Here is a 26,536-nt window from a genome sequence, read left to right as displayed (position 1 = left end):
TTCATCTCATCTCAACCTTTCTCTTCTCATCTAAACTCGTCTCACTATAAAAACTATTCTACTAAGAGATTAGAAATTCCTTTTTTGCACTAAACACCCGTTACTTCAAGAAGGGAATCTGAAATTTATGGAATAATAAAAATCATTAATTGAGAAAGGAATTTCAAATGAGAAAAACATAGGGAGATTTTAGTCTTCCTATGTTTTCATTCATATTATTTATCTGATTGTTTTTGCTTCTTTTTCAAATATTCCTCACGCAGTTTTTCAAGTTGCTGCTTCTTATCAAATTTGGCAGGCTTCTGTTTTTCATGAAACTTTGCCACAGCTACCTTACCTTTGGTATCCAATTGATATTTTCCCACTTTGTTCACCTACTTTTCTTGTCTTTAAAGAAAATCTTTTCAACAAATATAATATACCTTATTTTACTGAAGTAAACCTTATCACAAAATTGTTTTTAACTGTTAACTTTGCATTCATCAGCAAAACAATAAAAACATACTAAAATAATGCTTTGACAAATGGTATTCATTTCAATGCTTAATCAAATAAAATGCCTTGAACTTGTTAGGCCCCGATAATTCTACTTTTGTATAGTTCCACGCTTGTTTCGGCAATCAAATAGCAGGTGGATAAGACTTTCATAGTATGGGAGAAATTCTTCATTTTTGATCATCATCAAAATTTCTTCCTTACTTGCCCATTTCACGTTTTGAACCTCTTCATACACACCTCCAACCTCCAATAGTTAGCTAGCCACTAGTCGAATAAGCGCTTAGACTAATCAACTAAAAATTCATTCATATATTCCTTCAATTCATCCTCAAGCTCTTCAAATGTTTCATCAAGTAATTCACCGAAAATCTTGCTGCCAGGAATTTTTCTTGAAATGGGCATTCCTATTAATGAACGTTGGCATTCCCATATTTTTATGGTATGTAAATCAATAAGTTCTTTATGTTTTTCGGCAATCCCAATCGAAACTGAGGAGCTGTAACCCGGCATAAAAGGATCGTTACCCTCTTTATTAAATCCAGTATCAAGATCTAAATTTTTCTTAGCAAAAATAGATTTATACTCTCTTAACAACCTCTCGATGTACTCTTTTAATGTCCATTCGGTATGTTTAATCTTTTCCAATAGTTCTTCAGTGAAATCCGTTTGTTGAAATTTCATCTAAAACTCACTTCTCTTCAAATAGAATAACTTAAAATGCGTTCATTGTTTAAAATCCTTCTCGACTTAACCTGTCCGTTTACTGAATAAGAACAGTTATGCTCATTATTCAAACAGCTCACCAAGTAAATAGGTAGTAGCCTATAATAAAACAGTCCCATTTACCTACATAAATTCTTTATTTTAAATAATTCCCCTACCCTACTTCTTGTTCAACTAAACTATTACTTCAATAGAAAAGAGGCAATCCTTTCTTATTAAGGATTCCCCCGTTAAGAAGGTGAATCATTTTTTTATCATTTAGAACTGACATTACAGCCTTGTTAGTAGGCTCATTCCCAATAATTTCCTTAACAATCATTTGTGCCTCTTGTGGCTTTAGTAATTTCAATAAGCAGAATGGAGCTGTCGTAAAAACTCCGCGATAAGCCAAGCGTCCAATGTTAATGAAATTTATATATCCATTTTTTTATCTTTTGTGTTATTCGATATGTACCTAATAAATAAGATACCTATTAATATAAAAATGGAAATTACACCAATTGTGAATCCAAGTGGATGATCAGTTGCCCTAACCCACAACGGAGTGCTTAGAATACCATCTCTCCAACCATTTTCTCCACTATACACCGTGCCTTCTGCTCGATATAGAATAGCCCATGATAGGTACACTTTTGAAACTAGTAAACCAAGTATAAACCCGAAAAATGCTCCCCAAAGTACATTATTTTCATTATTCATTATATATTTCTCCCTTCTCTATTCTATTTACTAACTCTACGCCTTTAATAGCAAGTAGTCATAAAGAAAATCTAGTAAAAATAGTAAAAATAAATAAAACTCTTACCTAAATTACCTACTCTTTCATCTAAGACCATCTTTCTTTAACCTGACCAGTAAGTACAATAACCAAAATAAGCGATAATCCTTCTTGGTCATCGCCCCTGTTACTGGAATAACTCATTGTAAATGGGTCAATAATCAATATCCCAACACTTATTCTTTTTTCAAATCTTTAAACGCTTTTTTCAAACAAATTCTCACTGCTAAAATCATTCGATAAGTATGAACTTTTACTAATGGTAGAAAACGATAAAATGGCTTTGTTAATCGATGAAATAACTCCTGACTACCCAAACGCTACCAACGTTCAGGAACTTACATGTAAAGCAAAGATTTTCACATTCAATACCATTTAAACAGTTATTAACTATAATTTTCCCGAATAAAGAGTAAAAATTTTGAAAATAATAAAACAGTCTTAACAGGTAAATATCACTTAGAGGATTTGTTTAAGTCTATCTTTTGTGGTCTATTCACAAAATAGATACCACATAGAATAAGGCCACCTCCTAATAATGTTGAGAAATGAAATTGTTCTCCCAGTAGTTTCCATCCGAAAACAACCCCAAATAAAGGAGCAAGAAACAAATAAGCACTTACTTTTCCAGGGTCTTCTTTCTGTAAAAGATAGAACCAGATCGCAAACTGAACAATGGAGGCCATAATTGCTAACCATAGGATAATGAAAATCGAAACTGACGTAATTTCTATTTCAACTTTTTCAACTAAAACACTTCCTATCAATAAAAAGAAGCCTCCAAACAACATTTGATAAGCCGTTAGAACCCATGTATCGAACATTGAGCCCCATTTTTTAAATAATACTGTTGCTATTGCCCACGAGACTCCACTTAATAGTCCCAGAAGTGTACCCGATTGCTCAATATTTAAACTAGCTCCAAGTGTGATAAATACCCCTAAAAATCCAACGATGACACCTAACCACTGACCCCAGCGATATTTTGCGCCCATAAAAATTGCACTAAATATAATAACTAGTAAAGGATTAGTGAAAGTAAGAATGGACGATTCACCTGCCGTTATTGTACGAAGACTTAAAAAGATTAAACCCATAACTCCGGTAGTTTGAAATGCTCCAACTACTACAATTCGCAACCATTCTGTTAACTTTTTTGGGTGCGTCCGTTTCAAGTAGATAACTATCGCTGACATGATTATGCCTGCCAATGTAAATCGTAAACCAACTAGAAGTAAGGGTGAGATATAGTTAAGTCCTATTTTCCCAACTGCAAACGAAGAACCCATTAAACCTGTTGTAATAACTAATAAAATGATAAATAAAGACTTATTCATTTAATTCACAATCCCCCCTAAGTTTATTACAAGTTCCAGTATAGTATTAAACGGTTTTAATAGTCGAATAAAAAATCCCACCTTATATATAAAAGGTGAGATTCATTTTATTTACTGTTTGTTAGGATTATCAAGGGCTTTAACCAATTCTTCCATCAAATCCGTAGAAAACGGGTCACAGCGTGTTACGATTTGAGCTTCTAATGGGGTAAATAGTTCTTCCCCCCACTAACCAGTTTCATTACTATTTTGTTCATCTTTAAGCCACTTGATTATACATCTAATACTTTTGCCACAGCCCATTCCTTCTTATACTTCAAAATCTTTAATTTTCGCATTTGGACTTAAAACTTTTTCTGGGTTCAATTCTATTAACGGTTCGCCTTTTTTTCACTCTATTACCCAATCACTATTAGCAAGAGCACCTAATCAACGACCTTATTCTTTTTTGCCAGTTCATCGTCAATTATTTGTTCTAGGTCCAGCTTTGAACGCATACCCTGAACCTTTGTATCCCCAATGATAAACGTAGGAACAGCCTGTATGTTTGCTTCGGAATAAGCATGTTGTAATGCATGATGATGTACTTCTTTATATTTCCTTGTTTCTAATGCTTCACGATACTCCTGCTCATTAAGCCCCAATTCTCCCGCTAACTTAGTTAGTACCTCTATACTTCCAATATCCTGTTCTTCCTGAAAAAATGCTTTAAGCATACGATGGTTATACTCATTTCCTTTTCCTTTTTCCTTTGCATATTGATATCCTTCAAATGCTAAATGTGTATGTGGCTGAGGAGAAACTCGTGGTAAAACGATTTTTACACCAAAGTGTTCAGCCATCGGATAAACAGAATTTTCCCATGTCGTTTGAAGATAATCCCCTTCTGGCTTTAACGTTTCTGATGGATAAGGACGTAATTCAAATGGCATCCATTCAACTTCAACATCTTTTCCTTCTAGTGCTTCTTCTAGCGGAGCCTCCGCTATAAAACAAAATGGTCAAACGTAATCCGAGTATATCTTAACTTTAACTGACATTTTGCTCCCCCTATTTTTGTATTTAAATTCTTGATTTATTTAAGCGTTTCTAGGTACTTAACACTTAGTTTTTCCCAGTAACTTAAACTTCTCCCTATCAAGAAATTCCAATTTATCAATAATTCAAAGTTTATCGGATTTTAAAGAATAAATTTAATACATGCTTGTTCCATATTAATGTTTCATTATAAAGCCCAATCAATTGCATTAAAATCGAACTATTTTGTATTCTAATAGTAGGTGGTGATTATTATATGAGTGAACCAATCGAATTAACCGAAATAACAATACTACAAAAGGATACTGCTAATAAAATCCGACAAGCAATTATAAACGGATTCGAGGAACCCATATTATATGGTGTACATGGTGGAGTTAAAAAGTTTTATGGAGTAGAACCTGAAATTGAATATCCTTCAACTCTTGATCATATTGTATCTGCTGCAGGTGGCTGACTAGTTGGAACCCTATCTGGCGCGCTGGAAGCGCGTAAAATTCCAACCACAAATAATGTTAAAGCAAAGGTTCAAGGTACTATAGAAGCTCCTGAAGGCGTATTAAAAATTACAAAAATTAGCTGTCATTACGATGTTAAAGTTCCAAGTGGCAAAAAAGAAGCTGCTGAAAGAGCTTTGTCAGTTTTTGAACGAAATTGCCCTGTTGTTCAAACCCTTAAAGGAGCTGTAGAATTTGAACATACATGGGTAATTGAGGAATATTAAACGAACCCAAAAAGATTTACCTTTTTTGAAGGTAAATCTTTTTTATATAGGGTAAATAGGTAATTAATTGTATTAATATAATTCTTCTTCGAACTTTGTAACTTTAAGACTTTACTTTTTAATAAAGCTCAATACTTCTGAACGTGTTTTACTATGGATACTCAGATACCTAGTGAAAAATGATAAAACTATTAATATATACTTCTTTAAAACTATACACCACGCATAATCCCCCAAATATAGGTATGAGCTAAGACAGTACTTTTACATTTTACTTCCCTGTGTTTCAATAGCAACTTTTATATTGTTTGTGTGAAGGCTTTTCGTTTGTAACAGTATCTTTTCTTTAAAATAACCATGAAGTCATAAATATTATAGCTAAGTATAAGCACAGAGGTGTGTAGAGTTTCGTGTCGTGCTTTGAGAAAGGAGTATTTTGGATTCTCTTAGTGAAACCAATATACTTAAAGTCTCCAATTGCTCTAAGGAAAAAAATGCAGGTAAGTACGATACTTGACCATTTCGTAAAGGAATTCGGGGTAAAAAATGATACTAGATTATTTTGTGCTAATAAAATAAAAGCCGCACCAATCAAGCCAACTGCAACAATTAAGGTTTCAATCCATCTCGGAGTAAATACTGATCCACCCTCTACTTTTTCTGGTAAGCTAGCTTGTAATCCCCATGTCCCACCAAATACCCAATAAAAATGTAACACGCTTACTAAACCTAATACTATAACCGACAAGTAAATGAATAGTTGTTCCATATCAATCCCTCCACTTTTAATTTAGGTCATGTGTTCAATACCTTCCCAAATCACTTCATATTGCCTTTCAAAAATAGAGACAATATGCACACTTTCATCTTGACTTATAGACCAACTAATTAGGCTGTTAAAATAGATTCCTACAAGAACAGAGGCAATTGTATTTGGAATCAAAACGGGTATTTATTGTTTTATTTATTTTTGCTTCTTCAATCAAGGTAGTCATGGTTTCCTTAAATAAATCTATGTTTCTTGATTCATCCTTTAGAGCAGAGCGAATGGTTTCTGACAACGTAAGTTTTAAAAGATCTGAATTTTCCAAGTAAATAAATAAGAGTTCCTTAAAAATGAATAAAATTCTTTGTTTCATTTTTACATCCTTATATTTTTGTGTGACCTCTTGAAGGTATTCATTTTGTGAACTCCCCAAATACAGTAAAACATGTTCCTTCTTTGGAAAATAATTAAAGAACGTACCTTTAGCAATGCCACAAGATGATGCAATTTTTTCAACAGTAACATTGTCATACCCATACTCCTTAAATAGTTTAATTGATGTAAAGAATATTTGTTTTTTTAATTCTTTTTTCCTTTCTTCTTGTAACATTGAATTTCTACATCCTCCAATCAAAATGACCATAGTCATATTATGACTATGGTCATTTTGACACTAAAACCATATTTTAACAATTAGTATTTCGAATTGTATTTTTAGCAAAACAAAAAAAAGAGCACTCCTAAAAGAAAGTTGCTCCCTTCTAAGTTTCTGTAAAAGTTAAGCTGTATCACTCTTCTTAAGCATACCTACTTATTTGTCTAACTAGATTACTTCAAAAAGCTAGCTGCTATAATACGATCTTTACAGCGCAGTAATTGTCAAACACACATTAATGAAACCAACAATCTTAATTAAACATTAGCACTTTGACTGCTGAAGATTGTTATAAAACTTAAGATTTCATTATCGAAAATCATCAATCCATTAAACCCTCATCTATGTATACTTCCATACCCTCTTCTTCCAGACATTCACCAAAAAACATAACTACTTTCCTATAGTCATGGTTGAGTATATTTAAATCTTGATCATTTGCATCATATACAGCCACTACAACATCTTTAGCATAAAGATTAATATAATCATCTAATCCATTTAAATGTGCCTCAATACTGAATTCTTGGCCTTTAATTACTTTTTTGTTTGACTTTAATGCCATTGATAATAAGTGTTTAATTTCTTCCATTTATATAGCCCCCTTTTATAGTTACCTCTCTATAGGTTGTAACATAATAAAATGTTTGTTGATAGTTTTTTCAATGGATTTTGCTTTTAGCTAGATACCGTATATATAAGGTGGTACTAAAACCTGCATAACATGCATGTATCTTTTCGTAAAATTATTTAATTTAATTTAAGACATTCTTCACAAATAAATGCACCTACATCATTAAATATGCCTTCGTTGTAAGACCGTTTATCTAATTTCATTATTATTTGAAAAATTATATTATCATTGCGATATATTTTAGATCTTCAACACTCTCGCTTCTTGCAGAAGACATTCCTTCACAATTTCCTTGTACAATGCAGAAATTGGTTCTGTTTATTATCATTTCCCTTTTTAAACGTAAGCTACCCATTGTTGAAGATCAAGATGAATAAGAATTCAATAGATCATTCGCTAAATTACCGAAATGTCTAATATCACTTAGATAATCATAACCTTTAGGATTACTTAACTGGTTATACATCCTTACTACTACTGCATTATATATTGGCAACGCCAAGCAAGCACACCCCGTAATACCCAGTATTTGATAAGAACAACTTGGTAGATTTCCCCCTAATTGATTTAAAGGAGTGTCGCTTTGTAACCACCATATAAAACTGTTTCTTGGGAGATGTTGTGGTAGGGTATTTGGGGTTTGGAGTGTGGATACACGTTCAAAAACACTCTGTGGCAACAATTGTTTTCCGTCTAGACACCCTTTTCTAAGGTGAATATACCCCCACTTTGCTAAATCTCTTGCACTAACAAACAAATTACTTTGGTCTCCTGCATTACTGTCATTCGGTCCAACCCAGGTATCTTTTTCCTTGTAATAGTTGTAGATTAGGTATTTATTTTTCTTTGTTCTCCACCCAGTTTCATTAAAATTATAAATTTCAAATATATTATCTTTCATAAAAGTGCTTAATGTTTTACCCGATAGATGCCTAACTAATTGAATTAACATTGTGATACCTGTATTTCCATACTCCCACTTTTCCCCAGGGAGAAACTTTCTTTCTATTTTCCCTCCAACCTCAAATAATCCGTGAGTATGCGTAAGTAAGTGCCTTAGTGTAACTCCTCCAGCTATATCTTTATAATCGATTAAGTAACTAGCAATTTCATCATCAATACTCTTAATCAGACCTTGCTCAATTAGCAAACTTATTGCTAGACCAAGATATGTTTTACGAATAGAAGCGACATTAAATTGGGTGTGTTCATCTACGATTCGTGATTCTTTAGAAGAGTCGTGTCTCCCTGAATACCACTCATTAACAACTTCACCATCTTTAATAATATAAATTGCTGCGGCAGTCGCACCAATATCATTTTTAATGTTAGATACATAATTATTAAGGCTCTTAAAATGGTTGTACTCTAACAAACTTCCATCTCCTTTATTTTATACAAGGATTATTTGATAAATGTACAGGCACTATTCCTTTATGGATCAATGCCTGTTATTGTTGTTCTAGATTACACCCGTTAATTCCATAAGCGTTTATGCTTCATCCAATTCTTTATATAAATCATAAGGTTCAATTTCTAATCCAATCAATTTTGCAATACAGTTAACCCCAACTAATAAACTATCATCATTCATTCCATGTAGCCAACTATTCATGAATTCTTAAGACTACTCTTTGCAAGATTATATCCCCTATTAAATTTTTCTGCTCCACTAGTTGAATAACTTCTACTAAAAAAGGCTTTAATCCTTTTGATCAAAGCACCCTTTAATAGAATAAGGATTCTGAATGCTAAAACCCTTTTTCTCAAAAGCAAAAGATGCTCTTATTCTGGCTTATTCCTTTTCATCACATAGAAACTCTTTTGAAGATAATCAATCTCTAGTAACAATTCCAGCATGATAATCTTCACCCCATTTAATTAGGACTTAATTGCAACAAAATAAGTAAAGCCACCCGTTAATTGAAGAGTAATCTATTAATCTCTTTGTATTAGATTGACTTGATTACCTTGCTGGTCATATGCAATATAATCTGCCTCTTCTAAGTTCTGGTCACTAAAAATAATCCATAATGATACACCTTTAGATTTTACATTTTTAGCAGATTTACCATGAACTTCTACCTGCTCAACTTCTGGATTGTTACTAATAAAATAGGAGAAGTTGGGTTAAATAAGTAAGTATTAAAGGAGATTAGTAATGGATATTGACTTAACTATAAATTCTAAAAGGGCAACAGTATAAAAAACAAAAACAAAGTTATCTTTTATCTCGTAATGAACAACTTCATCATAATAAATATCTGAATTACTTAGTCCATTTACTAACCTTTCTTCAAAAGTAAATTCTTCATTTGAGCAACTTACCATTAACAAAACAATCAGTATTTAAAAAACATTTTTTATGTAACTTCATAATAACCTCCGTCATTTATGTATTACAGAATTCTTTCAGAAACTCTTCTGACCGTAACTTCAATAACTCAATATCATTCTAGTTAACTGTTAATAGGTCTAATGTTGTCCCTGTTACTCTACAAATTCAATGTCATAGTAATCTTCACCCACCATGTATAACTTATTTACATCACCATTAAAACAATTTTTAATTTGAAAGTCCTTCATTTATAACACCGTTTCTTGTAATTATCTTCTTTCACAAAACTACTTCGTTCGAAACTTAATAGCTTGTTTGTATTTCTTCAATTACTTTTCCATCAAAAGAAAGTCCTGTCACTGTAGCATCCAGAAGTTCACCATTAGCAATTAAAAACCAAAATCGCCCCTCACTATTATATTTTATCACTTTGGCTTGATATTCTTTTCCGTCTTTCGTGATAACTTGTACTTTCTCAATGTCAGGGTCAGTTATTTTCCCTCTAATTAAATCAGTATAACTAGATAAATAACCTCTTAATTCTAAATGCCCCCAATTCAACTTAGAGTCCTCTAAGAGATAAAGACTTCCACCCCGAACAATTTCCCAACCTAGGAAATTTTCCTCCAAAATTACATTCCCAAACGACGAATCTTCACCATGCCCCCACTCGTAAAAGGCAATAGCTTTATTTTGTTCGAGTAATTCAATATAAGCTACTGTTAATTCTGGTTGTTCTAATGCTATAACAACCTTTTGAATTTCCTCTATATCGTCTTTTGGTGATACGTTTATAAGATAAATACCAATAACAAGTAAAACAATAATAAGTAAAAAAGAGACCTTTTTCCCCATTTTAATCTCCTTTAGATTTTTAACGATCCTTCTTTGTTATGATCAATCGCACTCGTTACTTTAATAACATAGAAATCCAATTACGGTCTGATGTATTCAATAAACCGAGAACATCAGAAGCAACTTGCTCAAAATTCTCCTGTATTATTAAATCTTCAAAATCAAACCATATTCCATCTTCTTCTTCGGAATTTGCACCTAACCTCAATCGTCTATTAACATCATGAGCAGTTACTTTATTGGGTGGTATTTCTTCACCCCAGTGCAATGTTCCCCCTTCTAATGGACATATTGCCAATTCAACTACAAACGAACCGCCCCATCTATTGAATTGAAAAGTAACTAAATCAATATTATATTCATTCTTCCTTCTAAAATGTGGAAATGAACCCTTAAATCCTTGCTCTCTTAAAACTGGAATTATAATATCCTTAATTGCCAAATTCATTTTCTTTCTTTGCTCTGATTGCACTTTATTCACACCTATATCTTTTTGTTATATGCGTTTCTACTTGCTTCAAAAACGCCACCCGTTTATTTTACAAAAGCTAATTATCATATTTATCAGAGCTTATTACCAGTAATTAATTCAAATAAAGTTTCTGACTCGTTTTCTGACATTTTTATATACTTCGCTTCTCCTTCGATAACTATCTCAAGTCTATCTCCATTAGGTGTCTTCGAAATAGCATAATTAGAGGAATTCAATCTAAATCGGTATTCAGGTGGTTTTGGCATAGAGACCTCTATACTTTTCCCCCAATCTGCATCCACCACAATTTTTTGAACGGATTTTAATTCATCCTTGTTATCAATCACTTTAATGGTCTTATATCCTTCAGAAGTACGCTCTTCAACTGTTATTAATTTCAACTCTGAAACTCCATATTCTTGAACGGATTCTTTTGGTTCTTCCTGTGTGGCGTTATCTGTACTTGAATCACTACAACCAACTAAGGCAATCATTCCAATTAGAATTGTTATAAAAAGGTTGTTTTTCTTCATTAATTCCCTCCTGCTTTTAGTATAGACGATAATTATTTATAAAGTTTTCACTTCTTGTCTTATTTAGCCCTATGATCCTATACTTCAATATGAACAGCCACTAATACTACTTCGATCTGTAGCTGTTCTTCTTTCACATTCGCACCCGATAGTTTAAGTGCATTTTTTCACAATCAATAAAAATGCCCTGTTTGTTTAAATGGAATTCACTCCATCAATTCATCTATTATGTATTTATCCTATGTGACTCTTAGAACAATCTTTCCCTTTGTACGCCCACTTTCAATGTGCTGGTGAGCCTCTACAATCTGTTCCAAGGGATAACATTTTTCAATAACAGGTTTTAACTTTTCTTGTTCCACAAGACTACATAAAAAAGCCAAGTCTCCATGATTGGGTTTTGTAAAATGAATCTTTGCCTTTTTTCTACCTAAAAATGATCCTATCATCACTTGAAACGGATGGTATTTAGGGAAAAATAAGTGTTCAGTAATATAAACACCTTTCTCGGTTAAAGAACGTAAGCAACTGAAAAAGGTTCGCTTACCAACAGCATCCAGAATAACATCGTATTTATTTCTATGATCAGTGAAATCTTCCTTAGTATAATCAAGGACATAATGAGCCCCAAGATCCTTAACCCAATCTAAATTGGAGGTACTACAAACGGCAGTTACTTCAGCCCCATAGTAATTTGCAAGTTGAACAGCAAAATGCCCTACTCCTCCAGATGCTCCATATATTAAGACTCTTTGTCCTTGCTTTACCTGTGCTACATCTCGCAAAGCTTGTAACGCAGTTTGAGCAGCACATGGAATAGCAGCAGCATCTTCAAAAGTTATGTTTTTCGGCATATGACATAGGAAATTCTCACGTGGAGAGACATATTCAGAATGGGACCCGAAGCAACTCCCGAAAACGTGGTCCCCCACCTTAAATTTGCGAACATTTTCACCGACAGCCTCAATAGTACCCGCAACATCTATGCCCAGTATGGGATTTTTGGGTTTTGTTAGTCCATTATCCAACCTTGTTGGTAAATAACCCTTTCGGTACAAATAGTCCATAGTATTGACAGATGCACTGTGAACACGAATCAACACCCTGTCTTGTTCCTTGATGGATGGTTTTTCAATATCCTTAATACTCATAACTTCAGGGGGACCGTAGTTACTATAAATTGCTGCTCTCACCTGCATACCTCCATAATAATTCTATTTTAAGGCGTTTATTTAATAGAAACTCTTTCCCTTATTATATGGTGTATTTCTAAATATTCGGACTCTTTAATAAAAAATTTTTTTAACCTACTCTATTAGTTCAAGATAGCTAACGCACAGAACAACCATCAGAAAAATAAAATATAACATTAAAACAAATATTTTCTCCTTAGAGTCTTTATTTTCAAAGATTAAAGCTGCAGACAGAATTGATCGCTAACGCCAGATAATCCTTTACGGCATATTTTCTCCTCTGTCGAGATACTTTTATATTATTTGCCTCTTAAGCTAAACTGCTCCGTTAGCTTAAAACTTCCACAAAAAAGGGACTTATCCTTCTTCAAGATAAGCACCCATTAGTTGAACAAACTCGTTACATTTTCATCAGTCTTTTTCGAAAAGTTATATAGATCACCATCATCAAATCCTGTTGCAAATACTATTTCATTTGAGAATCTTGAAGGGTGAGAAAGCAAATAGTTATTTGCAAAAGTAATGGTTGATGAAATCGTAAGAAATAACCCTAAATAAAAATTATCTTCCCAAAAATTATACAATTCATTATATAGGGCTATCTTAGGATACCTTCCTTCAGGAAAATAATCGTTATTACTTGCCCAATCCTCATCATCTATTTCCCATTCAGACGAACCAGTAATATAAAGCTGTATGCCGTCTGCACTTTCAAAAAGACCAAAATTTAAAGCGAGAATGTCATCTGGTACTTTCTCTTGGTCAAACAAACCACTAAGCCAATCCTCAAATTGTTTATAGCCATAAGTGAGTTGGTTTCTAAGATCCTTTAAATCCGCTGAAGCATCTATACTTTTTGCATATTGCTCAATTATATTGAAACCATTATTCAGGGTTGGAACTTCTTTAATGAGGGATATTAACAGTTCATCTACTTTTTCAATATCAGACAATTACTGCACCTACTTTTCAAATAAGTTTTAGACTTTATTACATAACCTGTTCCTTTAATTCTACAAAACAGAATTCATTACCTTCTTCAACATTCATGCTCAATAGTGAAATAAGCGTTTCTGCTCGTTCAAGAAACGCTCACCGTTAGCTCAAGAAGCGATTGTCAAAAGTAACTTTATGCATTTTCTTGCCTAACCCATTTAGTATCTTTATTAACTCTTTCTGCTTTCCAACCAATAGGTAAATCCCATAATGAAGAAAGAGAACCATCTATCTCTAAAATTTCTTCAAGAGTAACTATTCTGGCATTGTCTGTATCAAGTTCATCAGACCCATCAAGAAATTGCCACATTCCATCTTCCTCATCGTGTGATACATATAGCACTGGCTTTTTTCCATCTAATATTTCTTTTAGTGTAATAACCATCGTGTTAGGGAAATCATTAAATTCACTCATAGGAACACTCTCCAATATATATTTGAATGCAATTATCTCATCGTTTGTTGAACTATTCTGCACCGTTACTTCAACAAGAGAAAGGCGATAACCTTTATTATGTCGCTATCCGTTAATCATCCATGAAACAAATTTTTCACCACAGAATGAAAGATCATTTCGTTCTTTCTTGGTAGTTCAACAAGCACTCAATTACTCCTTGTTGAAAAGTACTACATCTTAATTTTAACATTAATTTCCTTTTTATAGGCATACAAAAAAGCATCCCTTGTTGAAGGAATGCCTTCCCTTTGTTTAAGTGTATTAATTAATATAACTTGTTCGAGTTGAACGAATGGTTCATCAGTAGTTGCTCTTCTTTAATATTCGCCCCCGTTGAATAGTAAAATATAGCCCCAACTTGAAAATTGGAATGGCTACTTAATTCCCTTCTAACTCAAATTCAACAGTAAGGGTATTATTTAAATCAGTTCCTTCTGCGGTAACATCTTTTAATACACGGTATAGTCCTGGAACCTTCAACTGATTTAGAGGGATGTTTTGTTCAAATGTCTGACCAGGTTCAATAATAAGACCAATAGTTTCAAACCCAACATTTATTTTAATTTGCTCCCATTTATCTTGCTTATATCTTTCTATTATGTAAGATAAACCGAATGATAAGTTTGTAGAACCATTATTATCTAACTTTAGAACAAGTGTTTCATTTGATGTATATTGGTATTTATCTGAATATAGTTCTCCGTTAATAATTTGGTCAGGGGCATAAATACGGGTTACTAAAGTATCTTCAACTTGACCATCTTCTCCTAATATTTCCGTACTTAACATATAATGAATGTTACCTTTATCGGGGATAAATGTTGAAAAATACTTTTTGTCAGATGTAAGGGTGTTAATAAATACTATTTCTTCTTTTATTATTTCAATCAGGTTGTTGTCTTTATCACGTTTTGTTAATTGGAACCTGACATCTTTATCTAAAACTACCTGTTGTACTGGGTGTGCCATTAAAGATACCGAAACCTCTGAATTAGGCTTCATTATCCCAGTGGAAATACCAAACCCGATGTTTCCACCCCCTTCAAGGAACCACTTTCCATTATTAACTGCGTATTCTGTATTCTCGCTACTGTCAGTAATATTATCACTTTTTTGTGGAAAAATAGAATATCCTACTTCTTTATTTCTTTCCTCTACCTTGTTGTCCAAACTTCTGCAAGCGGTTATAACTAATAACAAAAAAAGTGTAACTGGTAAAAAAATCTTAAAAAAATTCATAAATCTCCCCCCTTTTTAAAACAGACGTTTCTATTTAGTGAATAGTCTCATCTAGTATTTCTTATTCAACTATACTGACCTATACTTTAAGAAGAACAGGCACTAATCCTGCTTGGATCAATGCCTGAAGTTGTTCAAGATTAGCCCCCGTTAGTGAAAGTACATTTCTTCACAAAGTGCCCTGTTTTGCTTTTAAATCGAACGTCGTAATGGAAACTCCTGCCCAACGGATAGGGATTGCAAAAAAGAAATTCAATATAAATGACATAATTTATATGCAATAGTTGAAGACAAATTCTTCTGCTATTTCCTTAAAGTTGATAAAATTAACTTAGCTATTCTGTAATTATTAGATGTGGAGGTAAAAGAATGTTGTTTTTAAAAGAACACCCTCAATATATTTTTCGTATTGATGAACGCACACCTTTTGTTGATGATTTAGCTGATGTAGATGAGAACTCCACTGAGTTGTTAATCCAAGGAAAAACAAAAAATATCGAGAGGTTAAAGTCTTTTTGTAATCTGACAAAATTATGGATTTATACAGTGAACCAAAATGAATTCAATACAATATTGAGCTTTGTTAATCCCAAAATGCTCTCTATATATGAATTGAAGGTAGAAGATTTGTCAGCAATTAGTTCACTTAAAGATCTTGAGGTATTGGCACTAGAATGGAATACCAAAGCCCAGAGTTTATGGGATATTTCAAAAAATACTTCTTTAAAATCTTTGTCAATAAAAGACTTTTCAAAGTTAAATGACATAACACCATTACAAAATGGCACAGGGGTGGAGTTGTTAGATTTGTCAGGTGGCGATTCGAGAGATTTAAAATTAAATAATCTCCAAACTCTAAAGTATCTTAGCAATTTAAAATATCTTGGTTTGTCAAACATTAAGGTTCAAGATGATTCTTTGGAACCCATTTCTAAATTAAAAAGGCTTCAAGAGTTAGAAATCTCCAATCAATTTCCTACCGAAGAGTACGCAAAGTTGTCTGTCGCCATTCCTGATACTAAGTGCGATAAATTTAAAGCATATGTGAATCTAGTAAGCCCTATTGGGGAAGAGGATGTGATGGTTGTAGGTAAGAGAAAACCATTCTTAAATTCTAAAGTCGATGTGAAAAAGTTACAAAAATACGAAGAACAATTCATAGCGTACCAAGAAAAGTATAAAAGTAACTAAAAAAGCAATGGAACCAATTCCTTTGCTTTTTTTTCTTGTTAATCAATTGTTAAAACATATGTGATTTGTTTTGCGTATTCGGATGTGAATTAGCGTTTTGCACCTCACAACCAAACCCATTGGATGTCCATTCAATGCTCTTTTTCTTAGTTATCGTCATTAACACAAAGTTGTGCAGCTATCTCTTGTACCCGTTCTATAGTTACTCCATCTCTCAATTCCACCGATAAAGGATGATCGGTTGGTTCGAGTTCAATGAAAGGTCGAATGCCATCTGGTCGAGGATGGACCATTGTTTTTAAGTTTACTGTATCTGGATAACAAGGTAAATCCGTAGATAGCCACCCAAACATTGGTTCCAATAATTCTTGTTTATCCCAGTGCTCTTTTATATTGTAAAAATTTGCTTCACTTAATGAAACCCATACACCCCATATTAGGTGTTCATCGGTCCCAATTATAGGAATCTCAATACATCCACGAATAAAGAAATGTTCGTTATCCATAATGCATAAATCGTCATCTAGCTCAAACCTATCCTCTCGCTCTTCAGGTGCAGCATCATAATAATAGACTGGAGCTGGATTTCCGTAATTTGTAGGAAGTTCTTCGTGATATTTACCGCAACAACTGCAAGTGTATCCCTTAATTTTAGTCATTCTGTTCCTCCATTAACTTCACCATTTGAATCTTCTATAACTTCTTATTCATAATTCGTTATCCAAAATACTTATTCCTTCTTTCACTAAACTTCCCTTTACTTCAATAAAAAGGTGCTAATCTCCTTTTTAAAGATTAGCCACCCGTTTTTATAAATGTCCAATATACCAAGTTTCACCGCCATATAAAACAGTATAGTCCTTATTTATCACTTTGGATTTAGTACCAATAACACTCAGTCCTGAAGGGACTTTTACATTCCATTCTTTTGCAAAATCTCGAAAATCCTCTACCTTTTCTACCGAAACATTTCCATCGTTCCATTCAAGTTTAAATTCTTCGGGTTCATTAAAGATATAGATTTTTGTGGCATACCAATAATGAAAATCAATCATTAAAACAACTTTTGCATCTTCTAATTTAACTGGTTTTAAATCAATTAGATGTTTTGTTCTGTTAATTAAAAACTGAAAGCACTCGGATTTCAATTTGTTTGAAACCTTTGAGGAATTCAACCAGTATGCTCCATTATCAGGAAGATGGTATTCATAATATCCTTCAAAGCCTGTTGGAAAAATTCTGGTCTCTTCTTCAACATCATTGTAAAACTTTCTAATTCTTCTTTTTAATCCTCGAAACTTTTTCATTCTCATTCTAAAGTTCTCCTTATTCAAGGGGGTAAATTCGGTATTATTTATTCTATCTTTTAAATTCTACATTGATACGACAACCTTAATCCTTCTTACACTAACCTGACCCTTTACTTCAACAAAAACAGCCACTAATCCTGCACGAATCAGCAGCTACTTTATTTTACATTCGCACCCGTTAGTGTAATAAGTTTTTAAATTCCACTAAAAGCGTGACCTTCATTCTCTAATACAGCTTTTGCCTTTTCAATTGAATGACTTTTAATAAGCAAGTAATCCGTATTAAAGGTTGAAATAGCAAAGATACTGATTTTATTCTCGGCTAATGTATTCGCTAATGAAGATAATATTCCAGTTAGGCTAAAGTCTAAAATCCCCTCTACTTTTATGCACTTCCAATCATTCTCAATATCTTTATATACTTCGTACTTAGATAAGCTTTCAGAAGGACATACAATAGATAGTTCCTCATCAGTTCGGGTGATAGAAAATACATCAGATCTTAATGCCCACAATGGTATTGTTTCATTTGGAGAAAACTTCACAACGGAAAAAGTTGAATCCAAAATTTTTAATTTCATATTTTCACAACTCCTTTTAGAATTTATCTTACCTTACCATATTCTTTCAAACCCTTGTCTCATTAACCTGCACCGTTAGCGTAATAACTTCCACAAAAAGGAACTTATCCTTTTTCAAGATAAGGAAACGTTAGCACAAACAAGAATTACTAATTACTTTACAGGTTAGAAAGTTGATAATATCTTTAAAGTCTCAAAATACTCTATTTCGTTTAATCTTGAAGCATAAAGAAGTGGAGTTTCATATCTCGACAATTCAAATATTTCCCCTTCTTTAAATTGTATAAATTCCTTCAAAGTAGCAATTATATTTGGAGTGTTTAATTCCCGATAAACTTCTGTTGGTATAGTTAAGATTATTTTAGATTGATTATGACTATCTTCGTTTTTATCCCTACCTAAATAGAGGTTGTAATCAAAAGCAGCTTGCGTAAAATCTTCAGGCAATGAATACAATGACATTGATAAAAGACTTTTTCTATTTGCTAGTGATTTTAAAAGTCGTTTTTCGGTTCTCTTGACAGTTAAAACTTTACCAGATTTAAACTCTTCACCATCAAGACCAATGTAGTTAGGTTCAAATGAAAGTTTCTTTGAAAGGTCTTTTGATATGTTATAGAAATCAATCCATTTATCTGTATCGAACTCATCAATTTCACCGTATAAAACAATGGATGTTGTCATCTCAGACATTATTTGTCACTCCCATCACCACTTTAAAATTAACTTTCTTGTTAAACAATCCTGACCTATACTTCAATAAAAATAGGTACTAATCCTTCTTAGATCAGCACCCTTCCTATTAAAGATTTGCACCCTTTAGTTCAACAAACATTAATAATCAATGTTCCATCTGATTCACTAGTTACCAATGGATATTCAGGAGTATTCTCTTCAGTAAGAATACTTTCTTTACCAAGCATCTTCGAAAGTTTTTTCATGAATTCAAAAACAATATTTGCATCAGACATACTATTAACTTGTTTTGGGTCAATATCGAATTCAATTTCACTTTCTGAAAAGAAATGGCAATTTACCAATACACCATTAATATTAATAGACATTAAATGAATACCGTTGGACTCTTTTTCTTCAAAAAACTTAGCAACGTCCGTTCCTTTATACAGTGTTACTTGCCCATCCTTATAAAAGATAACTTCCCAAGGAGACAAGCGAATCCAATCAAAAAGTTTTTGCCAATCACTCAAACTAACATTAAAAACATAAATATCTCTTAGACTTCCATCAACATAAAATACTTCATTTAAAACATCGTTGGTTATGTATTCATCCAAATGGATCAATCTCCTTAAAACTGCTAGCCTTAGCTAGCTAGAATTTCCTTATTCCACATGAGCACCCTTTAGTGTAAGTACACTATTTCACAAATTAATTAAACTACCTTTTTCAAGAATATAGTTTTCATTTGAATTTTTTAAAACTATATCGAAATTCCGATGATAAGGATGCATAAATAAATTATATTGAATTCTACGCTCTTCATGAGATTTTCTTAAATAATTTATATCTGTTCCCCTTTCGGAAACATCACGAATACCCCTTCTCATCAGCTCGGTTTCTCCATCTGTATATAAGTAAACTTTTAGATTATACAAATTGGGGTCTGTAAAGGCAACGGTCATGCCTTCTATAATATTTACTTTATTTTTTGAAGAAATTAACTTGCTCTCTATATAGTGCGTGCCTATTGTATAAAAATCTAAAGCATCTCTTACCATTTGAAGGTCTCTCTCTAAAGCATATATATTATGAGTAGAAGGATGACAAGCTGTCATTTTGTCTTGATGGTGTTGATTCTTATATTCATATTTCAATATAGTGTACTTTCTAAGATGAGAGCCGATGATATATGGGTCCGTATTGATATAATTCACATCTTCATGTCCCAAAAGTTTAATAAGATTATGGGCACCATGACCCGAAATCCCAATGATGATTTTTTCATTCTTGCTGTTAATCAAATTAGCTATCTTATGTAGAACCTTTTCCATATTTCCCTCCATTTGCTTTGTTGGATTATGTTTATTATCTTGGCTTTTATTCTGGGTTTAGCAATAACTAAACTTTATAATAAATCTTTCTATTACTTTTTAACTATCCCGATCCGTTTAGCTTAATAAGTTCCACAAAAAAAGCACTTCTCCTTCTTGAAGAAATGCCCCCGTTAGTTCAAGATCGTCCCCAGCCCTTTTCAATTTCATCTGAAGCCTTCCTTGTTTCTTTACCCATGTATTTATAAGCCGTATTTAAGATTTCTCTATCATCACCTAATCGCTCAAGAATAGTAACACTTAATAGTTCCTTAGTATAATCATCACCCTCAATTGCCATTATCTCAAAAAAATTAAAGAACTTTTCAAGTTTATCTGTTTCATCTTTTTTAAGATACTCTATAATATACTCGTTACAATCACCAATGAAAACGTGTGGTAATAACTCATTATTAAATTCAAGGTGTTCCTCTAATATGAGTTTAAACTCTGGAAATTCAATAACAAGCTGTTCAACTGATCTTGCTTTGTCCAATATATATCACCACCAAAACTATTATTTAACATTAATATCCTTTTGAAAAACATAGAAATCCCTTATTAAAGGAATGATCACCGATAGTCGAAATGCGTTTTTACTAACCGTTAAGTCTTCTATCTATTTTCAATAATCAACTTCTTAATCCGCTCATGCAAACCGTCTAATTTATTTTCGTCATAAATCGTTACAGTAATTTCATGCTCATATTCATCATCATTAAGATGGGCATGTGAAGCAGTATCTTATGCTTGTAATAAAATTCCCTCTAAAGTATCAATCATTTCTTTAGCCTCTTCAATTGTAAGAAATAATGATACATTATCTAAGGCTTTATCATTATCCTCATCACTTTTCCTCCGTTTTTATTACATTAAACAGACCGTTAGTCAAAAAGCGAATGCTCTTATTGAACACTTGCACTCTTTAGCGGAACAAATACTTTACTTTCTTAGTCAGTAACATCGTTATAAGGGTTTGCATACAAATCAACATCAATTTCAGCTTCAATTCCTGAAGCGAATTTTACGATGTCTTTATTCAAATATAGAGTAGGTGTATTTCCGTTTTCTATTTTAATGACGATAAAAAATTTACACTCAATTGAATATTCTTCTTTTATTTCATTAATTAGTGAAGTCTTACCTTGAAGCTTATATAGGATCTGCTCTAATTGGTCATTTACCTCAAGTGAATCTTGATAGCCTGTTCCCAAATCCCAACTTGTCTCATTTCTATAACGAGCAACAGACCGATTTGGAATTAAATCACCTTTTTTATAAGTTTCAGTAGGTGTTACTTCCAACTTTTTAGTTACCATATCTATCGGAAAGTTATCTCCGAACAAACTAAAATATGCCATTACTTGTGTTTTGTCCAAGTATATTCCTTCCTCTCATAAATATGAATTGCGTTATTTGTGGTAATGCACCCGTTAGTGAAAAATTATTGCTCCATCCCCCTATTTCTTTTTTCCCAAAAATAGTTCCAAACTCTCAATGTTATCCAAAAAATTAATGGTAAGGCTAAAGTATAGCCTTTATACTGGTTCGGTAGAGTAAAGAAAAATATCAGCATTATAATAAGAAAAGGGGGCATTAAAACCAAATATCTTTTCCTCTTGTCCAATAGAATCCACTCCCTTGTTTTACTCTTTTGTTAATTAACCTTTGCCGTTAGTCAAAGAAGCGAATGTTCTGCCGCAATTGCCCCCATTAGCAATACAACTTAGGTTGCTACTTGTTATTTTTTAATTTCCGAATCTCTTCTTCAAGATTATCAATTTTTTGTTGAAGTTCTCTCTTCGGTTCTGAAATCCTTTGACCTAATATAACGAAAAAGCCGATTATCGCTACCATACCTCCAGCTAAAGCCATAATAAATAACAATGCAAGGTCAAACATACAAAACAACTCCTAATTTCTTATTCATCTTTTCACATACGAAATTGCACAATAATAGTTTATTTCTTCTTCAACTCTACTGACTGTTAGTGAAAAAGCGAATGCTCTTATTGAACACTCGCACCCATTAGCTTAACAACACGTTAGCTTTTAAGCTCCATAAAGTGACTTGAATTTGGATAAAGATTATCCTTTGAAAATCCTAAAGAAATGTAAAATTTATCAGCCTGTTCTGTATCTGTATGAAGCACCAAAGTTTTATAATATCTTTTTGCTTCGTCAATTATCTTTGTTACCAAAAGGATTCCTATACCTTTTCTCCTATAATTTTTACTCACATAAAACCTTCTCAACCTACCGATAGATTGTTCGTTTGAAAAGGGATCTCTATTCAATCCACCAATAGCAACAAGGACCCCATCTTCACTAAACACGCCGAATAAACCTTCTCCAGAATGACTAAATGTGTTATTTCCATTTGTATAATCAACTACTAATCTTTCTATAAAACGAAAACCATCTTTTTTGCTTTCCTTTATTAAACTATCCAAATTAAGATTCAACAGATTATCTATTTGCTTTACCTCATATTTCTCCATATGTCTCTCCACATCCGAATATAATTTTTGATAAGCTAACCTGCCCTATACTTCAAAGAAAAGAGCAATCCCTGCTTGTCGAAGGATTGCTCCCGATAGTTTAAGTACACTATTTCACATTCTACTTTCAATTGTTACTTTTGAATAGGTAACAATATAAGACTGAATTTCATTAGCCTATCATCGTTCAACTTCGTGAAAATACTCATAAGCATATTGCTCTATTTCCCCACTATTTGTTAATTCTAATCTATTCTCATCATACAACTTATAGTTTTGCTGCACACCTCCAATTGAGGCTTCACCATCCAACCCCAATAGAATGCTATACATAATGTCTGTTATAACTACATCTAAAACATCTTTCATCTTAGCCAGTTGATTTTCTGTTAAACCAAGACTATCTATTTTAGAACCAACTTCCGTAACCTGTGAATTACTAAAATATTGTTTAATCAATTCATTTTTTTCATTGTAGAATAATTCAACAAATTCTTTTGCTGTCATAAACTTCACCTCCCCGACTTCTATTGAGATTTATTATTTCATTTATTATGTCATTGAATGTGAACTAAACTTACCCTTTACTTCAATAAGCGAAGGCATTAATCCTTCTTGGATCAATGCCCCCGCTTGTTGAAGAAGATTTTCTTAATCACCCGCAATATGAGCCTTTCTAATGATAGGGGTTGATAATTTATCTATCAGTTCTTGATACTCCATTTGTTTATCCTGCGATATATTTCTTTGATAATTTTTAAGGTCGGTAATAAGGGTTATAAGTCTTTCTCCTGATAATGTTTCATCAGTCAAATAATAATCACTTAGCTTTCTAAGTTCGATATAACTTCTCCATAGCTTAGTGGAATTAAATATTTCATTATGTAACCTTTCTGTTAGTTCGAATAGTTCGACCTGTTTGCCATTATTATCATATAGCATAATGTCAAATCCCATAAAACCACCACCCTTAAACAATCATTTCTTGTTAAAATATTCTGCACCGTTTGTTTAATAAGCGTTTACACTAAACTTCAGATACAATCATATTTATTTTGTTTTATTTCGTTTAATAAAAAAGGTGTAATATATTCTTTACTTTTAAATTTCTTGCCTTCATATATTGGATTTTGTGCCTTTACTTCAACTTCTGTATAAGGGGCAATCTTTTTTACATATCTCATAAGAGATGAATATTTTTTATCTAATAAGCCGCTTCGCTTATTAAAGTCTCCCTCATTTCTCCAAGAATGAGATGAAACCCAAATACGACCCTTTGTTATTGTCTTTCTCTTTTCATTTAAATAAGAATACCCTGATTCCACCACTGGACTAAAAAATGTATCTATATAGCCGTTTTCTTTTACTATTAGTTGTCCTGCTTCCTCGAGGTAAAAGTATATTCTATCCCTACTATCCCAAGCTCTAATTTCATTAAAGGAGCTACAAATTTGCAAATCATTCGTCATATGTATAACTTTAAAGCCTAATTCAAAAGCCTTTTTTACCAGCAATTTATATGATTCCAATTCCATGTAATACTCAATCTGTCTACCCATAGTCTACTTCCTTTTTAAAGATACTTCTTCAAGTAACCTGACCCGTTAGTACAATTAACTTTCATATTCCTGGGCACTTCTCATGCTCGGCGGCAATCTCGATAGTTTAAGTGCTCTGAGACTAAATAATTACATTCCAGACTGCCAGGCAATAATAATGAAGGTTGTCCATAACAGTGAAGGAGCTATAATTATTGAATTTAATGTGATCAGAACATAATCCAGTACCAAATCCAGGTGAAAGCCCCATCTGGTCCCCAATAAGCCATAGATTGAAATTTAATGCTAAATATGAATCCAACCACTGATAAAACAATAGAAAAAATTCCCCAATAATTAATCTTATTCATAATAGCCACCTTATCGTTAGTGTAATTTTACACTAATGATAACATAAGGTTCTTGCTATTTATACAAATAATTCCAAATGCTATTTAACTAAACTTCCCGTTAGTAAAAATATGTAATGCTATCTATATAATTTTATTTCTCCATAAAGGATTATCCATCACTGTAAATGAATGAAATAATGACTCCAACTCGTCACCATCATTTGATGAAATAGTAATTTTAGGTTCTGAAATCATCGTCATATACAGAGCAGTAGCTGGATCTAGGATTAAGTCTATAGATAGTTCCGTTTTTACAGTCTCTTTTACATCCTCTATATCTGGAAAATCCTCAAGTATTTCATCTTTTAAGAACGGTAGAGCCTTTACCATTTCCGATATTTGACCATTGCCTGAGAACTTCAATAAGTCCTTCCAATTAGGACAAGAAACCATCAAAGATATAAATTCTCTAATGTTTCGCCCGACCTTCCAAGCCCGTCCCTCAGAACTTATATAAATTATAGGAAGGCTATCTTCATCACCATTTCCAACTAAAGCAAATGTTCCACCCGCAGCATCTTGGGCAATTACTTTTGCAGTATCTTCAACCTTAAAATAATATGATTTTGTATTATAGTTAGAAACTCCTAGTAGCTCAAAATCAAAGTAGTCTGAAAGAACTTCTGTAACTTTAGAGTTATCTATCATTTTCTTAAATAAAGTTACCATATTGTACTCCTTTAACAATTGCATTTTTTATGTAAACTTCCCATTAGTTATACAACGATTAGATTATTTTGAACTTATTCAACTGATAGGATCAATACCCCAATTGAATTCCTTATTCCACTAAACTGCCTCGTTACTTGAATAAGCAAGAAGCGATCCTTCGCTATTGAAGCATGGCCCCTTTAGTTCAACAAGCCATTCATTCATTCATCATATGCATCTCCAAGAGAGATAAAATTATCTTCAAGCCAATACCAAAGGGTACCGTTATTCATTACTAGCCGATTTAATAAGTCCGTAAAGGAATTGGCGATTATAGGGCAACTACCAACTACACCGTGAATTTCCCAATTGCTATCATAACATCTACCTAAACGTGACTTATTAAGGTCAATTGTTAAGTAATCGTTATTACCATCACGACCAATTATGTACCAATTTGAAGAAATATCATATTCGGCTTTTTCACCTATTATTAGAGGGTTTGCAAGTACAAAATCGTTAGGAGGAACTATTGTTATCCCATAATCACAGTCAATAAATAAGTCAATTCCACCACATATTTTATAAAATTCATATAAATCGTTTGGTAATAGATGAATTTTTTCTGCAACTGGATAGCCTGAAGGAGAATGAACCATACAGTTTGGGAAGTTTTTTACTTTATCAATCAAAAGTTGAAGTTCCATCTTATTCCTTCCTTTTTCATAAAAAAATGTAGACAGCATAAGTATAATGTACCTCTGTATTTATGTCATTTCCTTTCTCAAGTAAACTACTTCTTTACTTTTTAAAAAAAGGTGCGATCTCCTTCTTGAAGAATCGCACCCGTTACTTTCTGTAGTCCTTTAACTGATTTTTAATTCACTACATACTACTGACTCCTATGTGTCTTAATTACATTGTACCAGAGCATATATTCAATATTCGTTTAATTAGTAGTATAATAGAGATACCGATGTACCTTTGACTTAAACGTGGGATCTCTAAATTAGTGGAACCCTACCGTTACTTTGAGGACATTGGGTTTTTTTATAATTAAAATT

The 26,536-nt window shown here is 32.7% G+C and carries 36 protein-coding genes and 1 pseudogene; 3 read left to right on the top strand and 34 right to left on the bottom strand.

The genetic code is table 11. The annotated features are described in order from the left end of the window. Positions 1-215 precede the first annotated feature (215 nt). The 6 genes from BLQ56_RS23375 to BLQ56_RS06895 all read right to left on the bottom strand — a co-directional run bounded on the left by BLQ56_RS23375 (position 216) and on the right by BLQ56_RS06895 (position 4,376). Positions 216-365: a hypothetical protein gene (locus BLQ56_RS23375; protein WP_090851491.1), complete on the bottom strand. Its 150-nt coding sequence runs from the start codon at positions 363-365 to the stop codon at positions 216-218. Between the two features lie 221 nt (positions 366-586). After that, positions 587-733, bottom strand: a complete 147-nt coding sequence (locus BLQ56_RS06915) for an NUDIX hydrolase (protein ID WP_175490219.1) — start codon at positions 731-733, stop codon at positions 587-589. 50 nt (positions 734-783) lie between these two features. After that, positions 784-1,179 carry a hypothetical protein gene (locus BLQ56_RS06910; protein WP_090851489.1) on the bottom strand — a complete coding sequence of 132 codons (396 nt, stop codon included), beginning with the start codon at positions 1,177-1,179 and terminating at the stop codon, positions 784-786. A gap of 453 nt (positions 1,180-1,632) precedes the next feature. Next, entirely contained in the window at positions 1,633-1,920 is a 288-nt protein-coding gene (locus BLQ56_RS06905; RefSeq protein WP_090851486.1) for a hypothetical protein, read from the bottom strand. Positions 1,921-2,454: 534 nt separating this feature from the next. Continuing rightward, positions 2,455-3,336 (bottom strand): DMT family transporter, encoded by an 882-nt coding sequence (locus BLQ56_RS06900; RefSeq protein ID WP_090851483.1) that lies wholly within the window; start codon positions 3,334-3,336, stop codon positions 2,455-2,457. A 425-nt stretch (positions 3,337-3,761) separates the two neighbouring features. Continuing rightward, a complete protein-coding gene (locus tag BLQ56_RS06895; RefSeq protein WP_090851481.1) occupies positions 3,762-4,376 on the bottom strand; it encodes a DsbA family oxidoreductase in 615 nt (204 codons plus the stop codon). Between the two features lie 254 nt (positions 4,377-4,630). Between BLQ56_RS06895 and BLQ56_RS06890 the strand changes: the two genes are divergently transcribed. Beyond that, a complete protein-coding gene (locus BLQ56_RS06890) occupies positions 4,631-4,831 on the top strand; it encodes a hypothetical protein (protein WP_090851479.1) in 201 nt (66 codons plus the stop codon). A 21-nt stretch (positions 4,832-4,852) separates the two neighbouring features. After that, positions 4,853-5,098 (top strand): annotated as a pseudogene (locus tag BLQ56_RS24240) (OsmC family protein); the annotation flags it as partial. 346 nt (positions 5,099-5,444) lie between these two features. Here BLQ56_RS24240 and BLQ56_RS06880 read toward each other — a convergent pair. The 12 genes from BLQ56_RS06880 to BLQ56_RS06825 form a co-directional block, all read right to left on the bottom strand. Next, a complete protein-coding gene (locus tag BLQ56_RS06880; RefSeq protein WP_090851473.1) occupies positions 5,445-5,867 on the bottom strand; it encodes a DUF3995 domain-containing protein in 423 nt (140 codons plus the stop codon). A gap of 127 nt (positions 5,868-5,994) precedes the next feature. After that, a complete protein-coding gene (locus BLQ56_RS06875) occupies positions 5,995-6,474 on the bottom strand; it encodes a TetR/AcrR family transcriptional regulator (RefSeq protein WP_175490218.1) in 480 nt (159 codons plus the stop codon). A 367-nt stretch (positions 6,475-6,841) separates the two neighbouring features. Beyond that, complete coding sequence (locus BLQ56_RS06870; protein WP_090851469.1) at positions 6,842-7,111, bottom strand: hypothetical protein; 270 nt, start codon at positions 7,109-7,111, stop codon at positions 6,842-6,844. Between the two features lie 406 nt (positions 7,112-7,517). Then, positions 7,518-8,528 (bottom strand): serine hydrolase domain-containing protein, encoded by a 1,011-nt coding sequence (locus tag BLQ56_RS06865; RefSeq protein WP_090851466.1) that lies wholly within the window; start codon positions 8,526-8,528, stop codon positions 7,518-7,520. Between the two features lie 117 nt (positions 8,529-8,645). After that, positions 8,646-8,768, bottom strand: coding sequence for a DUF2750 domain-containing protein (locus tag BLQ56_RS06860; RefSeq protein ID WP_090851464.1), 123 nt, complete (start codon positions 8,766-8,768; stop codon positions 8,646-8,648). Between the two features lie 1,026 nt (positions 8,769-9,794). Next, on the bottom strand, positions 9,795-10,346 hold the full coding sequence (locus BLQ56_RS06855; RefSeq protein ID WP_090851461.1) for a hypothetical protein: 552 nt from the start codon (positions 10,344-10,346) through the stop codon (positions 9,795-9,797). Between the two features lie 55 nt (positions 10,347-10,401). Then, complete coding sequence (locus BLQ56_RS06850) at positions 10,402-10,818, bottom strand: DUF4304 domain-containing protein (protein WP_090851458.1); 417 nt, start codon at positions 10,816-10,818, stop codon at positions 10,402-10,404. 92 nt (positions 10,819-10,910) lie between these two features. Next, positions 10,911-11,351: a hypothetical protein gene (locus BLQ56_RS06845; protein WP_090851455.1), complete on the bottom strand. Its 441-nt coding sequence runs from the start codon at positions 11,349-11,351 to the stop codon at positions 10,911-10,913. Between the two features lie 239 nt (positions 11,352-11,590). Continuing rightward, the gene (locus BLQ56_RS06840) at positions 11,591-12,544 is read right to left on the bottom strand and encodes an NAD(P)-dependent alcohol dehydrogenase (protein WP_175490217.1); all 954 of its coding nucleotides are present in this window, start codon (positions 12,542-12,544) and stop codon (positions 11,591-11,593) included. A 383-nt stretch (positions 12,545-12,927) separates the two neighbouring features. Continuing rightward, positions 12,928-13,497, bottom strand: coding sequence for a hypothetical protein (locus BLQ56_RS06835; protein ID WP_090851449.1), 570 nt, complete (start codon positions 13,495-13,497; stop codon positions 12,928-12,930). Positions 13,498-13,673: 176 nt separating this feature from the next. Continuing rightward, entirely contained in the window at positions 13,674-13,955 is a 282-nt protein-coding gene (locus BLQ56_RS06830; RefSeq protein ID WP_090851447.1) for an immunity protein Imm33 domain-containing protein, read from the bottom strand. Positions 13,956-14,375: 420 nt separating this feature from the next. Continuing rightward, positions 14,376-15,236 (bottom strand): immunoglobulin-like domain-containing protein, encoded by an 861-nt coding sequence (locus BLQ56_RS06825; protein WP_090851444.1) that lies wholly within the window; start codon positions 15,234-15,236, stop codon positions 14,376-14,378. Between the two features lie 369 nt (positions 15,237-15,605). Between BLQ56_RS06825 and BLQ56_RS06820 the strand changes: the two genes are divergently transcribed. Continuing rightward, complete coding sequence (locus tag BLQ56_RS06820) at positions 15,606-16,427, top strand: leucine-rich repeat domain-containing protein (protein ID WP_090851441.1); 822 nt, start codon at positions 15,606-15,608, stop codon at positions 16,425-16,427. A gap of 146 nt (positions 16,428-16,573) precedes the next feature. On the opposite strand, the gene BLQ56_RS06815 is transcribed toward BLQ56_RS06820, so the two are convergent. The 16 genes from BLQ56_RS06815 to BLQ56_RS06745 form a co-directional block, all read right to left on the bottom strand. Beyond that, positions 16,574-17,086, bottom strand: coding sequence for a DUF2199 domain-containing protein (locus BLQ56_RS06815; protein WP_090851438.1), 513 nt, complete (start codon positions 17,084-17,086; stop codon positions 16,574-16,576). A gap of 150 nt (positions 17,087-17,236) precedes the next feature. Continuing rightward, entirely contained in the window at positions 17,237-17,740 is a 504-nt protein-coding gene (locus BLQ56_RS06810; protein ID WP_090851436.1) for a DUF3916 domain-containing protein, read from the bottom strand. Positions 17,741-17,931: 191 nt separating this feature from the next. Then, positions 17,932-18,318 carry an ACT domain-containing protein gene (locus BLQ56_RS06805; RefSeq protein WP_090851432.1) on the bottom strand — a complete coding sequence of 129 codons (387 nt, stop codon included), beginning with the start codon at positions 18,316-18,318 and terminating at the stop codon, positions 17,932-17,934. Between the two features lie 165 nt (positions 18,319-18,483). Continuing rightward, complete coding sequence (locus BLQ56_RS06800; RefSeq protein WP_090851429.1) at positions 18,484-19,011, bottom strand: hypothetical protein; 528 nt, start codon at positions 19,009-19,011, stop codon at positions 18,484-18,486. 131 nt (positions 19,012-19,142) lie between these two features. After that, positions 19,143-19,613, bottom strand: a complete 471-nt coding sequence (locus tag BLQ56_RS06795; protein WP_090851426.1) for a hypothetical protein — start codon at positions 19,611-19,613, stop codon at positions 19,143-19,145. Positions 19,614-19,700: 87 nt separating this feature from the next. Further along, on the bottom strand, positions 19,701-20,330 hold the full coding sequence (locus tag BLQ56_RS06790; protein ID WP_090851423.1) for a phosphoribulokinase: 630 nt from the start codon (positions 20,328-20,330) through the stop codon (positions 19,701-19,703). Positions 20,331-20,508: 178 nt separating this feature from the next. After that, a complete protein-coding gene (locus BLQ56_RS06785) occupies positions 20,509-20,865 on the bottom strand; it encodes a DUF7674 family protein (protein WP_090851420.1) in 357 nt (118 codons plus the stop codon). Between the two features lie 454 nt (positions 20,866-21,319). Beyond that, a complete protein-coding gene (locus tag BLQ56_RS06775; RefSeq protein ID WP_090851417.1) occupies positions 21,320-21,748 on the bottom strand; it encodes a DUF4279 domain-containing protein in 429 nt (142 codons plus the stop codon). Between the two features lie 355 nt (positions 21,749-22,103). Then, positions 22,104-22,271, bottom strand: coding sequence for a hypothetical protein (locus BLQ56_RS23370; protein WP_175490216.1), 168 nt, complete (start codon positions 22,269-22,271; stop codon positions 22,104-22,106). 143 nt (positions 22,272-22,414) lie between these two features. Continuing rightward, positions 22,415-22,870, bottom strand: a complete 456-nt coding sequence (locus tag BLQ56_RS06770) for a GNAT family N-acetyltransferase (protein ID WP_090851414.1) — start codon at positions 22,868-22,870, stop codon at positions 22,415-22,417. A gap of 180 nt (positions 22,871-23,050) precedes the next feature. Beyond that, positions 23,051-23,377, bottom strand: coding sequence for a hypothetical protein (locus BLQ56_RS06765; protein ID WP_090851411.1), 327 nt, complete (start codon positions 23,375-23,377; stop codon positions 23,051-23,053). A 144-nt stretch (positions 23,378-23,521) separates the two neighbouring features. Beyond that, positions 23,522-23,827, bottom strand: a complete 306-nt coding sequence (locus tag BLQ56_RS06760; RefSeq protein WP_090851409.1) for a hypothetical protein — start codon at positions 23,825-23,827, stop codon at positions 23,522-23,524. A gap of 77 nt (positions 23,828-23,904) precedes the next feature. Next, complete coding sequence (locus tag BLQ56_RS06755) at positions 23,905-24,429, bottom strand: hypothetical protein (protein ID WP_090851406.1); 525 nt, start codon at positions 24,427-24,429, stop codon at positions 23,905-23,907. 209 nt (positions 24,430-24,638) lie between these two features. Beyond that, positions 24,639-24,779, bottom strand: coding sequence for a hypothetical protein (locus BLQ56_RS23365; RefSeq protein ID WP_175490215.1), 141 nt, complete (start codon positions 24,777-24,779; stop codon positions 24,639-24,641). A gap of 123 nt (positions 24,780-24,902) precedes the next feature. Further along, positions 24,903-25,490, bottom strand: a complete 588-nt coding sequence (locus BLQ56_RS06750) for a hypothetical protein (protein ID WP_090851403.1) — start codon at positions 25,488-25,490, stop codon at positions 24,903-24,905. Positions 25,491-25,693: 203 nt separating this feature from the next. Then, a complete protein-coding gene (locus BLQ56_RS06745) occupies positions 25,694-26,179 on the bottom strand; it encodes an SMI1/KNR4 family protein (RefSeq protein ID WP_090851396.1) in 486 nt (161 codons plus the stop codon). Between the last annotated feature and the right edge of the window lie 357 nt (positions 26,180-26,536).

Origin of the sequence: Litchfieldia salsa, from assembly GCF_900104555.1 — a bacterium.
Classification (GTDB): Bacteria; Bacillota; Bacilli; order Bacillales; family Bacillaceae_L; genus Litchfieldia; species Litchfieldia salsa.
This window is presented reverse-complemented; position numbering and strand designations above follow the sequence as displayed.

What these genes read in the sequence shown, in the direction of transcription:
- BLQ56_RS06760 (WP_090851409.1), bottom strand. Translation starts at nt 23,827, where the DNA reads ATGGGATTTGACATTATGCTATATGATAATAATGGCAAACAGGTCGAA.
- BLQ56_RS06800 (WP_090851429.1), bottom strand. Translation starts at nt 19,011, where the DNA reads ATGTCTGAGATGACAACATCCATTGTTTTATACGGTGAAATTGATGAG.
- BLQ56_RS06855 (WP_090851461.1), bottom strand. Translation starts at nt 10,346, where the DNA reads ATGGGGAAAAAGGTCTCTTTTTTACTTATTATTGTTTTACTTGTTATT.
- BLQ56_RS06880 (WP_090851473.1), bottom strand. Translation starts at nt 5,867, where the DNA reads ATGGAACAACTATTCATTTACTTGTCGGTTATAGTATTAGGTTTAGTA.
- BLQ56_RS06890 (WP_090851479.1), top strand. Translation starts at nt 4,631, where the DNA reads ATGAGTGAACCAATCGAATTAACCGAAATAACAATACTACAAAAGGAT.
- BLQ56_RS06815 (WP_090851438.1), bottom strand. Translation starts at nt 17,086, where the DNA reads ATGACTAAAATTAAGGGATACACTTGCAGTTGTTGCGGTAAATATCAC.
- BLQ56_RS23370 (WP_175490216.1), bottom strand. Translation starts at nt 22,271, where the DNA reads ATGTTTGACCTTGCATTGTTATTTATTATGGCTTTAGCTGGAGGTATG.
- BLQ56_RS06830 (WP_090851447.1), bottom strand. Translation starts at nt 13,955, where the DNA reads ATGAGTGAATTTAATGATTTCCCTAACACGATGGTTATTACACTAAAA.
- BLQ56_RS06820 (WP_090851441.1), top strand. Translation starts at nt 15,606, where the DNA reads ATGTTGTTTTTAAAAGAACACCCTCAATATATTTTTCGTATTGATGAA.
- BLQ56_RS06825 (WP_090851444.1), bottom strand. Translation starts at nt 15,236, where the DNA reads ATGAATTTTTTTAAGATTTTTTTACCAGTTACACTTTTTTTGTTATTA.
- BLQ56_RS06910 (WP_090851489.1), bottom strand. Translation starts at nt 1,179, where the DNA reads ATGAAATTTCAACAAACGGATTTCACTGAAGAACTATTGGAAAAGATT.
- BLQ56_RS06875 (WP_175490218.1), bottom strand. Translation starts at nt 6,474, where the DNA reads ATGTTACAAGAAGAAAGGAAAAAAGAATTAAAAAAACAAATATTCTTT.
- BLQ56_RS06905 (WP_090851486.1), bottom strand. Translation starts at nt 1,920, where the DNA reads ATGAATAATGAAAATAATGTACTTTGGGGAGCATTTTTCGGGTTTATA.
- BLQ56_RS06790 (WP_090851423.1), bottom strand. Translation starts at nt 20,330, where the DNA reads ATGGAAAAGGTTCTACATAAGATAGCTAATTTGATTAACAGCAAGAAT.
- BLQ56_RS06770 (WP_090851414.1), bottom strand. Translation starts at nt 22,870, where the DNA reads ATGGAGAAATATGAGGTAAAGCAAATAGATAATCTGTTGAATCTTAAT.
- BLQ56_RS06765 (WP_090851411.1), bottom strand. Translation starts at nt 23,377, where the DNA reads ATGACAGCAAAAGAATTTGTTGAATTATTCTACAATGAAAAAAATGAA.
- BLQ56_RS06805 (WP_090851432.1), bottom strand. Translation starts at nt 18,318, where the DNA reads ATGAAATTAAAAATTTTGGATTCAACTTTTTCCGTTGTGAAGTTTTCT.
- BLQ56_RS23365 (WP_175490215.1), bottom strand. Translation starts at nt 24,779, where the DNA reads ATGAATAAGATTAATTATTGGGGAATTTTTTCTATTGTTTTATCAGTG.
- BLQ56_RS06810 (WP_090851436.1), bottom strand. Translation starts at nt 17,740, where the DNA reads ATGAGAATGAAAAAGTTTCGAGGATTAAAAAGAAGAATTAGAAAGTTT.
- BLQ56_RS06845 (WP_090851455.1), bottom strand. Translation starts at nt 11,351, where the DNA reads ATGAAGAAAAACAACCTTTTTATAACAATTCTAATTGGAATGATTGCC.
- BLQ56_RS06755 (WP_090851406.1), bottom strand. Translation starts at nt 24,429, where the DNA reads ATGGGTAGACAGATTGAGTATTACATGGAATTGGAATCATATAAATTG.
- BLQ56_RS06870 (WP_090851469.1), bottom strand. Translation starts at nt 7,111, where the DNA reads ATGGAAGAAATTAAACACTTATTATCAATGGCATTAAAGTCAAACAAA.
- BLQ56_RS06750 (WP_090851403.1), bottom strand. Translation starts at nt 25,490, where the DNA reads ATGGTAACTTTATTTAAGAAAATGATAGATAACTCTAAAGTTACAGAA.
- BLQ56_RS06860 (WP_090851464.1), bottom strand. Translation starts at nt 8,768, where the DNA reads ATGAATAGTTGGCTACATGGAATGAATGATGATAGTTTATTAGTTGGG.
- BLQ56_RS06900 (WP_090851483.1), bottom strand. Translation starts at nt 3,336, where the DNA reads ATGAATAAGTCTTTATTTATCATTTTATTAGTTATTACAACAGGTTTA.
- BLQ56_RS06745 (WP_090851396.1), bottom strand. Translation starts at nt 26,179, where the DNA reads ATGGAACTTCAACTTTTGATTGATAAAGTAAAAAACTTCCCAAACTGT.